Raw genomic sequence first — 12,797 nt, 5'->3', positions numbered from 1 at the left:
CGGCTCGCATACGAAACCACACTGAGATTAGGTGGACCATGGCTGGGAAAGACGTTCTGCTGAGCGTGGACGGGATCAGAGCGACCTACAATGGAGCCATCACGGCGCTTCACGGTGTCAGCTTCACATTGCGCCGCGGCGAGATTCTGGCGCTGCTGGGTGCCAATGGCGCTGGCAAGACGACGACGCTCAAGGCGATTTCTAATCTGCTTCCGGCCGAGCGCGGCGAGATTACCGCTGGAGGCGTTTTATACGAGGGCCGTGACGTTACAACGGCAACGCCGGCCGAATTGGTGCGCGCGGGCCTCGTGCAGGTCCTTGAGGGCCGGCATTGCTTCCGCAATTTGACCATCGAGGAAAATCTCATTTCCGGCGGTCTCGGACGGAGCGGCTCGCGCGCTGAGATCGCCGCCGATCTCGAGAGAATCTACGCAATTTTTCCCCGGCTGAAGGAGAAGCGCCGCGCATCGGCCGGCCTTACTTCAGGCGGTGAACAGCAAATGACGGCGATCGGCCGTGCATTGATGTCACGTCCAAAGCTGCTGGTGCTCGACGAGCCGTCCATGGGGCTGGCGCCGATCGTCGTGCAGGACATTTTCCGGACGCTGCGGCGGCTGAACGTTGAAAGCGGCCTTTCCATTCTCGTTGCCGAACAGAATTCGGCAATCGCGCTGCGCTATGCCGACCGCGCGACAGTCCTCGAAAACGGTGCCGCCGTGCTTTCGGGAGATGCGGCCGAGTTGCGCGGGCGCGACGACGTCAAGGCATCTTATCTCGGTCAGAAATCCACGCCGGCACCCACACCCGCAGCAACAAACCTCCCACCGGCCTGATCGGCCGCCATCGTCAACCAGGTGAAACCATCATGACGCTCTCACAGGTCAATACCGAAAATGCCGTCAAGGCTGTGCCGGCGGTTCCTCGCCCGGTCGAGCCCGCCCATGTCATCAAGGACGACGCCGAGGCAATCGCCGTTGCCCGCCGGCTTGCCGCCGAATTCGTGAAGGACTCGGCCAAGCGCGACCGAGAACGCATTTGGCCCGTCGCCGAGCTGGATGCCTTTTCGCAAAGTGGCCTATGGTCCATCAACGTGCCAAAAGCCTTCGGCGGGCCGGAGGTTTCATACGCAACGCTCGCAAAGGTCATCGAGATCATATCCGCAGCGGATTCCTCGATCGGCCAGATCGCCCAGAACCATCTGGGTGTCGTTGCTGCTATCAGAACCGTATCGGATGCCGCTCAGCAGAAGCTTCTGTTCGCCGAGGTCCTCAGGGGTACCCGCTTCGGCAACGCTTTTTCGGAACTCGGTTCCAAACGGGCGGTCGATTTCGAGACGCGGTTTGCCGATGCCGGCGACCACGTCGTCGTCAACGGACGCAAGTTCTACTCCTCTGGCGCGCTGCTTGCGCATCTAGTGCCAATCGTCGCACTCGATGACGAGGGGCGGGCCTGGTATGCGATTGCCGAGCGGGATGCGCCTGGACTCACCGTCATCGATGACTGGTCCTCGTTCGGGCAGCGCACGACGCTGTCGGGCACGGTGCTGCTCGACAACGTCAAGGTGCCGAAGACCCATCTCGTGCCGGGATACAAGGGCTATGAAGTGCCGACCGCCGATGGCGCAATCTTCCAGATCATCCAGGTTGCCGTCGACACCGGTATCGCACAGGCCGCCATTGACGACACGGTCGCCTTCGTGCGCACCAAGAGCCGCGCGTGGGTGGATAGCGGCCAGGATCATGCTTGGGAGGATCCCTATACGATCCAGGCGGTTGGCGATCTGACACTTCGCCTGCATGCCGCGCAAGCGCTTTTGGAAAAAGCCGGCCGTGCAATCGACCGCGCCGTGTTGAACCCCAATGCCGACACTGTCGCCGAAGCGCAGATCGTAACGGCCGAGGCCAAGATCCTGTCGACCGAAATCGCCATTGCGGCGAGCAACAAACTGTTCGAACTGGCAGGCACCCGCTCAACACTCGCCGAGCACAATCTCGATCGCCATTGGCGCAATGCGCGCACCCATACGCTCCATGACCCTGTGCGCTGGAAATACGCCATTCTCGGAAGATACTTCCTGAATGGCGAAAATCCTCCCCTGCATGCATGGAGTTGACGATCCGAACAGGTCTCTCGCGACGAAGCAAACCAAATGCGGCCTCTGCCAAACACATGGCGGAGGCGATCTGCACTATCAAAAGCTAGCGCAGGTCAATGGTAAGAGGAGCTACCAAGCACCGTTGCGTCTAGAAGCATCAATTTTCAAGGCTCCCAGAATAGCGGAGACGTCCAAATTCGGGATCGGTCCCGCTGACGCGCCGTTATGAACAGCGGATGTTCTCGTCCCGGATCGAGCTCGAGTTCGTGCAACGAGATCTCGCTCGCAAGATCCCTGGACAGCGGTTTGATTGCCTGGATACCAGCTACTCATCATAGGAGCCGATCGCGACCCGCATGCCCGATTTGTTCGACTTGGCTGCTGTCTTTTTCAGGACCTGGACCTCGCGATGGACACACAAGACCTCCGCCATCTTCTGCTCGAACTCGGCATCGCGACGTTTCAGATAGTAGCGCATCTTGTGCGGTTTAATGTCCTCCTGGCCAAGGAGCTTGCTCACGGTGCCCTGAACCAGACGGGCCAGACAGGAATGTCCGGCCCCCCGGTCCGTCGCAAAGGACATGAGGGAAATATGCTCAGCCCATCAGCCCATGAGGACAGTTTCAGCCGGGAAATTCTGCCACCGGTGGACACCTGGCCCGATCTTCTGCTCGATGGCTTCGATTACCCTGATCGTCTGAACGTCGCGGTCGCACTGACCGATGCCATGGTCGCGAAGGGGTTTGGCGATCGTACCGCCTTGATCGGCGCAAGGCGCCGGCGAACCTACAAGGAGCTTGCGGACGGGACCAATCGCCTCGCAATCGTGCTTGTGGACGACTTGGGCGTGAGGCCGGGCAACAGGGCGCCGATTCGCTCGGCGAACAATCCCGCGATGGTGGCGTGCTGGCTAGCTGCGACAAAGGCGGTCGCCGTTGTCGTCAACACCATGCCGATGCTGCGCGCCGGAGAATTGACCAATCATGACAACAAGGCCGAGATCAGCCATGCACTTTGCGACATCCGGCTGATGGATGAACTACAGTAGAAGCTTCAGATATTCGCGGCAGTGTAAAATTCAAAAGGGACAATGTGCTGCGACACAGTCGGTGATCGGTCAGTATCAAGCGCTTCCGCCATTGCGCGAACCAGGGTCTCTCCTAGAAGCTTCGCTGGATGGGATAGGACGACTTTGATCAGACCCTCAGCGAGACCGGTTCTTGTTTCATTCGTAAGTTCGTGCGCTATGACGACAAGGCGTTTGGCTGCTGTTCCACCATCCTCCCGCAAGGCTCGCACGACGCCAGTGATGCCGCCGCCGGCGACGTAGAGACCGACCCAATCCGGCTCGGTCTGCAGAAGGCGCTGTGTGGCTTCATAGGCGATTTCGGGCTCCTCAAGGGTCGCAACCGTCTCCAACATCTGGAAGCCCGATGCGCTCTCTCGAAAATATGATCGAAAGCCCAATTCGTTCAGCTCTTGGGCAAGATAGCGGTGACTTCCGACGAAGACTGAAACCTTGCCGCCGTTGCCATTTAGCCCAGCTATAAACCAAGCCGCCGTACGGCCCTTCTTGACGCAATCGTTGCCGACATATCCTGCGCGCGCGGCGGTGGAAATGTCGGAAATCATGGTCACGACCGGAATGTTTTCTGCTGCGAGGCCCTCGACCGCGTGATTCACCTGCGGGTGGTCGGAGGTGATCATTCCGATGACGTCGGCTTTGCGGCTGAGAGCGTAGATTGCCTCGGCAGCTTTGTCAGGCGCAAGGTCGTCCATGAACCTAACGACGGCGCTTCCATCGGCATCAGGAAAGGCTTCGGTCGCTGCAATCAGAATGTCGCTCCACATCTGATAAAGCTTGCGGTGAGACTGCTTGAGAAGAAAGCCGAACTTGATCGCCGGCTTGTCGCGCTCGAGCCGCCGCTCGATGGCCGTCATGCCGTGGAACCCGATCTGTCGGGCGGCGCTCAGAACCCGCTCCACTGTCTGTGGACGCACCGAGTCGCGGCCGTTCAGCACACGATCGACTGTTGAAATGCTTACGTTAGCGGCCTTTGCCAAATCTGAGATCGTCGGGCGAGACATGTCAAACCTTTCATAATCTTTCGCAATTCATCTTCCAGTCAAAGTCAGTTTGGCACGAGAACTTCGGAGGTTCTCTCTTCTGGAGGAAATACTCTCATGTCTGCGACCTTTCAAAGGGTGACGCCGCTTTCGGACGCCGACGGCGATCGCGCGCCTATGGATAACGGTCCGGCTTAGTTCTTGAAATGCGCTCGATCACCAAGGCGTTCCTTATCGTCATCGACATCAATTCTTCACGCGGACCTGGAGAAGCGGGAGGTGGGTTTTGGTGGGACGTCGCAGTTCCGGAGGTTGGAAATTCCGAGTTGATGGAGATAGCGCGGTCGGGATACGTGCGCAAGCATAGTCTCCAGCACGGCGTAGTAGGAGCAGGCGCAGGGGCGCGCCGCAGAGACATGCCGCTCGCGGATTGCACACATTCGAACAATCAATTTTACGCAGCGTCTCGAAGGTCTTAAAAATCGCAGGACGGACGGAGTTGAAAGAAGCTTAAGCGGGCAAGTCATCGCGTCCGAGGCCCCGCGAGCTGGAGACGATCGAGGGTCCTTCGAGATGAGTGTGTCTGTCGTAAGTTCGCAGGACCATATTGCCTCTGTCGAGGTCGGCTAGGCGGCTAGACCACCCCGCCGATGGTGCCAGCTCCAGACGCAATTGAGCTGTGTGCAACTGCAAATCCTTCCGGGTTTACGACAGCGGTTAGAACATGCGCGATGGCGGTAATGGAGCGCCAATCTCTACCGAGAAGGTCCGCTGGGGGAAGTTGCAGGGACGCTCACCTCCGATTGTGACGGCTGTAAACCTCGCCATGAGGTACCGTTATCGATCACGAGTTCTTTGGTGGCGGCCGATTACGACGAATTTTGGTTTCTATCCACGATTGAGGTGACGCATAGTGTACAGCTTTTTGCTTGCGTCCTGGGGGACGTCGGGTAATCTGGGCCCGTTGTTGACTGCAGCTCGACGCCTGCAACGGCGCGGCCATAGCGTCCGTATCATGGCTGATCCAGAGATGCAGCGTGAAGTGGCCGCGGCGGGTTTCGACTTCGTGTGCTGGCGTCGTGCCCCAATCGGCATCGAGGCGGACCCGACTTGCTTTTCAGACATGCGCGACTGGTTCCAAAAGGCGGTCTTCGGCCCCGCGCCAGCTTATGCGGCCGACATCCATGATGAGATCGGCCGCGTCCCCACGGATGCTGTTGTTGCCATCGATATGTTGTTCGGTGCCGTACTGGGCGCCGAAGCTGCGGGCGTGCCCATCGCAATGTTGTCACCCCATGTGAGTCTTCGCCCTCTGCCAGGGATTCCGCCGGCCACCAGCGGACTCGTGCAGCCGCAAACGCCGGAAGAGCGGATCGCGACTGCGGCGGCGAACGAAGACTGGGTTTGCTTCCTAAACCAATTCCTTTCGCTTCTAAACGAGGCGCGTGCCGGCCTCGGCCTCTCCGGCTTAGCCAGCACGGTGAATTTGTTCGAGCGCGCCGATCGGTACTTGCTGGCGATCAGCCGGACCTTCGACTTTGCGGCCGACCTCCTGCCGGACAACGTTCGTTATGTTGGGCCGCTGCTGGAGCAACCAAATTGGTCAAAGAGCTGGAACGCGCCTTGGCCAGTGGACCCCAATCGACCTCGTGTGCTCGTCGCCTGCAGCTCCGGCGCTCAGGGTCAAGACGACTTGGTCCAACGGATCATCAGCGCACTGGGTACGCTGGACGTGTACGCGGTTGCGACGATCGGCCCCCATGTTGATGCGGGGAAGCTGGTCGCCCCCACGAACGTGCATCTGCTGCACGGCGCACCGCATGACGCAGTGATGAAGGAAGTCTGCCTCGTGGTAACGCAGGGCGGCCACGGCACCGTCAGTCGAGGGCTGATAAACGGTCTGCCGCAATTGGTGCTCCCCAACGGGCGCGACCAAGGGGATAATGCGGCACGAGTTGTGTCGAGGGGAGCTGGTCTGCGGCTACCGCCGAGTGCGAGTGAGGCTGAGATCGCCGGCGCTGTCAGTCGGCTACTTCAGGAACCGTGTTATCGTGCTGCGGCGCGCCGCTTGGGCGATGGCATCAAAGCGGAAATAGCCGCCTCCGGTCTCGTTGACGAATTGGAGGCTATGGTGGCAAAGAGGCGTATTGTCGGATCGGCGACCTGATGCAGGCGGTTTGATCGTGCGTTCGGATCGTTCGAATTCATCGTTGGCGCGCGCAGGCATCTCCCCTACGGGATTTAGGCATCGATATCATTCCTTCGATGCCTCCCTATCGGGCGCAAGTCGATCTTATCTCCGGCCCGGTGCCTCTTCCAGTTCATCGTATTCCGGTGTTGCCCCTTCTGCCGCGGGCGTTCTCTACTCGATTGCATCAGTTTGGTCGGCGAACCCATTGCCTTCGCGGTCTGACTGCCGTTGGCTGCTCCGCTCTCTATGACACACACCATCTATCCTTAGATAGCTAGCACAGATAAAAGGAGCCGAACCTCATGAATGTAGCCGAATCGGGCCCCATCCTGATGAATCGCGCCGGGGTGCGCCTCGCGCACTTCGAAGCTATTTCGGCGTCGCCCCTGAGTCCGCCGCTCGTCCTGATTCACGGCTGGACCGGCGATCACAGGATATTCACGCCGCAGATCGAACATTTCGCTAACAGTCGGCACGTCGTTGCGGTCAACCTCCGCGGTCACGGACACAGCGATGCGCCAAAGCAGGAGTACACGATCGAGGGTTTTGCCGACGACGTAGCATGGCAATGCGGTGAGCTGAAGCTCGAAAAACCGCTGATCATCGGCCACAGCATGGGTGGGTCGGTCGCACTTGAGCTGTGCGGGCGCCATCCGGAGCTGGCCTCGGGCCTCGTGATGATCGATTCTGTTGTCATGCCCCGGTGGGCGCTGCGCGACAGCCCCGAAATTGGCCAGTTCCTGGATGACATTTCCGGCTCAAATTACCGGGAGGTTTTGCGGAAAAATGCGTGGTCCATGGCCCTCGACTACGATGACCCTTCCAGGCGCGAGAGCATCCACAACATCTACATCCGGGCTTCGTGCGAGAAGACACCGCAGCATGTGGCATATTCGGTAATGCGCGATTTCTTTCTCAATTATGACGCGTCCCCTGCGGCATCGCGTTGCAAGATCCCGATGGCCTACATCGCGGCCGATGTGCCGCTGGTGAGCGCTGCGTGTGATCTCGACTGGCTAAAGGCTCGCTGCTCGCAGCTTGTTCTGGCCAAGACGCTGTTGGCTGGCCATTTCAACACCATCGAGGTGGCTGACCAGGTGAATGCAATGCTCGACCGCTTCCTAGCAGTCGGCCTGAGGCCGCGCCCCACCACCGGGTCGTAACGGATGTGCCGAATAGATCGGTTCACGATGTAAAGTCATGCTTTCGACTGAGCGAAGCATCGCGACACCTTCCCCAGCCGGTCGTCAGCGCCGAGGTTTTCGGCGAAGAACATCACGCTGGAGGAGCCCACGTCGAACGCAAGGGCGCGCTGATCGTGGGCGCCCGTTTCCGCCTTGTTGAGAGGCAGAATCTCTTGAGCGAGCCGCGCCGAACGGTGCCAAGACAGCCGCAGTTCGTTAAGGCCATCGATGCTGATCTCGGGTGGTCCAAGTCTCATTCCGCTGCAACAGCGCTGATCGAACACCCAGTTCGGTAACTCATGGGAAAGATCGGGCCGCTTGTGCATAAAGATGGACATCAGGCTCTTGCCGCGCCGACAGCAGCGAGACCTTCACCTTGCTCCCGAACAGCGGGGGCCACGGATAGGCGATCGTCGCAAACGAAAACCGTATGCAGAATGTCGGTCGTTAGCCGCGTTTTGACTGGAGGACATAACGCGCGCCATTGAACGGGCGGAAGTCGACAAGCTGGCACGACACATAACCTCTTGGCAGTTTGTCAGATTGGCTTCAACACACTGCTGTCTTTCCACTCTCTAACCAGCTAAAAACAGCCATATACTTATCCGTTATGGTGGCACAAGATTTGCGTCGTTAGCTAAGAGGCTGCGGCGCCGTATTCGCGTTGCAAGGCAGAGCGACGGAAGGAAACAACTTGCCTGATCCGAAAAATCCTACCGTCGCCCGCGCGATAAGGGCATTGCGAGAAAGGGATCGAGTTAGATCAGAACCAATGGCTCGCTACCCAGCGAACGGCAATTGCGGACATGAACATGCATGTCCTTGCCGGCGTGCCCCGCGCCCAAATAACCAATTTGCCTTTCGGCGCCGGGAGTTGCCGGAAGGCGCGCTTCCAGGTCAGAACAACGGCCTACAGCTTCCCACAACAATGACTTGACTTGTATTTCTGCAACGAAAGATAGAAATGGATAGCCCTATGATTGTGCGTAGCCTGCGCGATGTTGAAGCGACGGATCACTTCGTCGATTGGGGCAATGGTACTAGCCACCGCCTCCTGACAGACAAGGACGGCATAGGCTTTAGCATCTGCCACACCGTAGTGCGGGCTAACACTGTCTCGCTTCTCCAATACCGCAATCATCTCGAGGCGTGCTACTGCATAGCCGGAGAGGGCGAGGTCGAGGACATGGACGGTAATGTCTTCCCTATTCGCAAGGGCGACATCTATGTGCTTGACAAGCATGACAAGCATTTTCTGCGCGGGGGCCGGGACAAGGACCTGATCCTCGTCAGTATCTTCAACCCGCCCCTCAAGGGGACCGAGCGCCACAAGCTCAACGACCCGGCAGGCTCAGCATATTGAGCAAGGCGAACAAAAGCAGAATATAAACCGCCGCTAATTGAGCTTTGCAGTCGCTGGTTGGTGCCGCGTCACACGTGCCGCTGGCCATAGTGCCAAACACGATTCAGGTCCCGATCGAAAGCTCGAATTCGAAGTGCACGGCACCCCGCAGAGTCATTCAGCCAGGGAACCGCTCTAATCATCAAAATGCCGGAACTCGGAAACCTCGACGAAAAGACCGCAGCCTTCTGATGCGGTCTCGCATCCATGAGTCGACAATCCGGACGGTGGACCAGATGCGCATTAATCTGGCAGAAGGCCCCATCGTCCGTCAGCGCTCCATAGCCAGCAGTCGTTGAAGCCCCTTCAATCCCGATCTCAACCCCAAGTACAATGCACTCATCGAGAATGGCAAACACCCAAAGTTGCATCACCGCCATCATGAGAAGGGTCGCTCTCACCTCGCAAACGCACCGTTGCGCAACAAGCGAAAATGGACCCCAAAACCCGCTTTCCCGGCTCCCCTTTCTTTGCTCGGAACCCATCGGGCAAGATTCCGAAAGGCTTATGCCGATTGACAGCGCGCTCAATTGTCCGATGTCCGGCGATGTCGGATAAATGACAGAGCAGTGTTAGGGCTATCATGTTGATTGAGAACGATTTCTCGTTGGCACGGTACGTGCGTGGTACTCCACAAAGGCCCATGGACTGAGGAGAAGGCGTCCGATGATGACGCTCACCGGAAACTCAGACGAGGTAAGATGGCGACTGCGAGACTGCCAGAGACGATATTTGCAGGCACGGGCTTGCCGGAGGCACTTTGGGGATATCTGGCTGCGCGCAAAAGTTTCGTTACCGTCAATGCAGGCCTATTGCACGGGGGACTGTGGGCGCGATTGCGCCAGAGCAAATCCGAACCAATGTGACGCGTTTGAGGCGCTCCATGGTGGGGCGCATAGGATGGGACCTGCCCTACTTCAAGGGTAGACTGTGAGAGGGATAAAAATGGCACATGGGTCTTCTCCGGTGCGCGCCGGTGCACGCGAAGCAGACAGTCAGGATAGGCAACCTGCAGTCCGACCCGTTTCCTCCAGTGTCTTTGTCGGCGGTGGTGCACTTGCTATCAGCTGCGCTCAGCTGGCAATGGAGAGAGGCCACGTTATTGATGCGGCCCTGTCCGCCGACCCCATATTCGCAGAGTGGGCGGCTCGCGCCAACATCCGGTGTGTAGCGAGTATTGAAGAGCTCTGCTCTCTTTTGAAGGCCAAGCCGGTAGAGTGGCTTTTCTCCGTTGCCAATCCGTTCGTATTGCCACCGAACGTGTTTGGGCGAGTGCGTCGAGGTGCGTTCAATTACCACGACGGTCCATTGCCACGATATGCAGGAATGCACGCGACGTCCTGGGCTTTGCTGGCGCAAGAGAGCGAATATGCCATCACATGGCATAGGATGGGTGATGGTGTCGATACTGGTGACGTCGCGGTTCAGCGCCAAGTGTCGATTGCGCCCAGCGACACGACACTTACCCTGAACCTTAAATGTTATGAAGCTGCATTCGAGGGTTTCCGCGAGCTAATAACGGGCTTAGCGAACGGGAAGCTGACTGCCCGGCCGCAGGCGCTGGCAGACAGAAGCTATTTCCCGAGGCGCCGGCGCCCAGATGCGGCAGGCTGTCTGAGATGGGAGAAATCCGCGCAGGATCTGTCGGCGATGACGCGTGCCTTAGCCTTTGGGCCACATCATCCCAATCCATTGTGTCTAGCCAAGGCTCTCGTAGCCGGTGAGGTTGTCAGAGTGAGATCCCTGGAGGTGTTGCCTCGACGCTCGGGCGTTCCAGCAGGTTCCCTGCTGGAAGTCCACTCCAGCCATTGGTGTGTGGCGACGGGTACAGAGGATGTCGATGTTTGTTTTGGCGACCCCGATGGGCAGGTGCTGGACGCGCGAGCCGTCGCTAGGCACTCCAATCTGGATGAAGGGAGTCGCCTTCCGATCTTAAGCGATGAACAGGCGCGGAGCATAACTGCCACCCACGAATTTCTGGCGCCGCGGGAGGATTTTTGGCGACAGCGGTTAGAGCGGTTTAGAATATTGCAGCTTCCTTTCCTGTCGTCGTCCGCGGCTGCTGCGTCGCCCGGATGGCAGTCGAGTTCGTGGTTCAACCCAAGTGCTTTGGCTAAACTGTTCCCACTCGATCGCACCGAATACTTGGTAACGGCTTTCCTGATCTATCTCGCCCGCATCACGGGAGAAGCAGAGCTTCAACTGGGATGGACGCCTGCATCGGATGGATCGCAAGCGGGCTGCAAAGCCGTGGACCCGTTGATCGCCTCTGTCGTGCCGATGGAAGCTATCATTGATCTCGCACATGATTTTGAAGAAATCCGCAAAACGGTGGCGATCGAATTCGCTCAGTTGCGGGAGCACGCTAGCTTTGCCCGGGATCTCACCGCGCGCTTCCCGTCATTGCGAGCGGTGGGGGCGCTACGATCGTGCCAGCCCTGGCCGATTGGCATCACGATTACGGCAGATAGCCGTTCGGCCGCTGGCGATCTATCTTCGAACGCGAGTTCTGAGATTGTCCTATCCGGTGATTTGCTGACCTTTGAGGTTTGCGCTCTGGATGGGAGCTTTCGTTGGCATTTTGATGCAAGCCGATTAGCGCCGGAGCAGATCGACCGTATGACGCAGCAGTTACAAACGTTGTTGCGTGGTGTGACAGCCGATGCAGGCCAGTCGGTGCGCGAGCTCGATATCCTGCCGGCTGACGAGCGCGGCCACTTGCTGGAGGAGTTGAACCGGACGGCGGCAGCCTATCCGTCGGAGCGCTGCATCCACGAGCTGTTCGAGCAGCAGGTGCGGCGCACCCCCGATGCCATCGCCCTCGTCCATGAGGACGAGCACCTGAGCTATGGCGAACTCAATGCGCGGGCCAACCGGTTGGCGCATCATCTGATCGCCCTGGGTGTAAAGCCGGATCAACCGGTGGCGATCTGCCTTCAGCGCAGCCCGGCGATGGTGGTGGGGGTTCTGGCGATCCTCAAGGCGGGCGGCGCCTATCTGCCGCTGGATCCCGCCTATCCGTCGGCGCGGCTGCGGCAAATCGTCGACGATGCAGAACCGCAACTGCTGCTTTGCGATGCCGCCGGCCGAAGCGCACTTGGTGCCGACGCGCTGGCCGATGTCAGCGTGTTCGATCTGGATAGGGCCGCCCCCGCCTGGGCCGAGCGGTCGCCTTCGGACCCGGAGCTGCGTACGCTTGGCCTCACCTCCCGCCATCTCGCCTATATCATCTACACCTCCGGCTCAACCGGAACCCCAAAGGGCGTGGAAATGTCCCACGGCTCGCTTGTGAATTCGCTCGCGCCACCACCGGGGAATGGAGTGCGAAAACGCACACTTCAATTCGCGACCCTGAACTTCGATGTGTCCTCCCAGGAATTGTTCATCTGTTGGAAGGATGGTGGAGCGCTCGTGCTCGTGCGGGAAGAAACCCGTAGGAACTTCTCCGATTTACTCGAATTCGTGAAGAGGGAGGCGATCGAGCGGCTTTTCCTCCCGTTCGTAGCATTGAACCATTTTGCGGAAGTCTGGGGCGCGCAGCAAGTGCTGCTGCCCTCTTTGAGTGAGATCTATACAGCGGGCGAGCGATTGCAGGCCACTCCACTGCTTAGGGCGTTCTTCGAAGCACATCCAAAGGCGAGATTGATCAATCAATACGGGTCCACAGAAATCAACGTCATTGCCGAGCACCGCCTTGCAGCTGACCCATCATGCTGGCCCGAATTGCCACCCATCGGCCGTCCGATTGCCAACACTCGAGTGTATCTTCTGGACGGCGATGGTGCACCGGTGCCGTTCGGGGCGGTGGGTGAGCTTTATATCGGCGGGGCCGGCGTTGCGCGCGGCTATCTGAACCGG

9 protein-coding genes and 2 pseudogenes are annotated in these 12,797 nt (G+C 58.9%); 8 read left to right on the top strand and 3 right to left on the bottom strand.

The window, feature by feature from the left end; translation table 11 throughout:
- The first annotated feature begins 38 nt into the window (after nt 1-38).
- Together PY650_RS31080 and PY650_RS31075 are read left to right on the top strand one after the other, a co-directional pair.
- Entirely contained in the window at nt 39-833 is a 795-nt protein-coding gene (locus tag PY650_RS31080) for an ABC transporter ATP-binding protein (protein ID WP_285883714.1), read from the top strand.
- A gap of 32 nt (nt 834-865) precedes the next feature.
- Nucleotides 866-2,113: an SfnB family sulfur acquisition oxidoreductase gene (locus tag PY650_RS31075; RefSeq protein WP_285883712.1), complete on the top strand. Its 1,248-nt coding sequence runs from the start codon at nt 866-868 to the stop codon at nt 2,111-2,113.
- A gap of 307 nt (nt 2,114-2,420) precedes the next feature.
- On the opposite strand, the gene PY650_RS31070 is transcribed toward PY650_RS31075, so the two are convergent.
- On the bottom strand, nt 2,421-2,678 hold the full coding sequence (locus tag PY650_RS31070; protein WP_285883710.1) for a hypothetical protein: 258 nt from the start codon (nt 2,676-2,678) through the stop codon (nt 2,421-2,423).
- Nucleotides 2,679-2,687: 9 nt separating this feature from the next.
- Here PY650_RS31070 and PY650_RS31065 point away from each other — a divergent pair.
- Nucleotides 2,688-3,137: pseudogene (locus tag PY650_RS31065) on the top strand (AMP-binding protein); the annotation flags it as partial.
- An 11-nt stretch (nt 3,138-3,148) separates the two neighbouring features.
- Here PY650_RS31065 and PY650_RS31060 read toward each other — a convergent pair.
- Nucleotides 3,149-4,183, bottom strand: coding sequence for a LacI family DNA-binding transcriptional regulator (locus PY650_RS31060; protein ID WP_285883708.1), 1,035 nt, complete (start codon nt 4,181-4,183; stop codon nt 3,149-3,151).
- 994 nt (nt 4,184-5,177) lie between these two features.
- On the opposite strand from PY650_RS31060, the gene PY650_RS31055 reads away from it, so the two are divergent.
- Together PY650_RS31055 and PY650_RS31050 are read left to right on the top strand one after the other, a co-directional pair.
- The gene (locus PY650_RS31055) at nt 5,178-6,329 is read left to right on the top strand and encodes a glycosyltransferase (protein WP_349644532.1); all 1,152 of its coding nucleotides are present in this window, start codon (nt 5,178-5,180) and stop codon (nt 6,327-6,329) included.
- 326 nt (nt 6,330-6,655) lie between these two features.
- On the top strand, nt 6,656-7,516 hold the full coding sequence (locus tag PY650_RS31050) for an alpha/beta fold hydrolase (protein ID WP_285883706.1): 861 nt from the start codon (nt 6,656-6,658) through the stop codon (nt 7,514-7,516).
- 35 nt (nt 7,517-7,551) lie between these two features.
- Here PY650_RS31050 and PY650_RS31045 read toward each other — a convergent pair whose 3' ends face one another.
- Nucleotides 7,552-7,875 carry a hypothetical protein gene (locus tag PY650_RS31045; RefSeq protein WP_285883704.1) on the bottom strand — a complete coding sequence of 108 codons (324 nt, stop codon included), beginning with the start codon at nt 7,873-7,875 and terminating at the stop codon, nt 7,552-7,554.
- A gap of 638 nt (nt 7,876-8,513) precedes the next feature.
- Between PY650_RS31045 and PY650_RS31040 the strand changes: the two genes are divergently transcribed.
- From PY650_RS31040 to PY650_RS31035, 3 genes and pseudogenes are all read left to right on the top strand, one after another.
- Entirely contained in the window at nt 8,514-8,900 is a 387-nt protein-coding gene (locus PY650_RS31040; protein ID WP_285873511.1) for an ectoine synthase, read from the top strand.
- A 984-nt stretch (nt 8,901-9,884) separates the two neighbouring features.
- A pseudogene (locus PY650_RS37530) lies at nt 9,885-10,430 on the top strand (formyltransferase family protein); the annotation flags it as partial.
- A 537-nt stretch (nt 10,431-10,967) separates the two neighbouring features.
- On the top strand, nt 10,968-12,797 hold a 1,830-nt coding region (locus tag PY650_RS31035), incomplete at its 3' end, for an AMP-binding protein (protein WP_285883702.1).

The organism is Martinezella calliandrae, from assembly GCF_030272695.1.
GTDB lineage: Bacteria > Pseudomonadota > Alphaproteobacteria > Rhizobiales > Rhizobiaceae > Rhizobium > Rhizobium calliandrae.
This window is presented reverse-complemented; position numbering and strand designations above follow the sequence as displayed.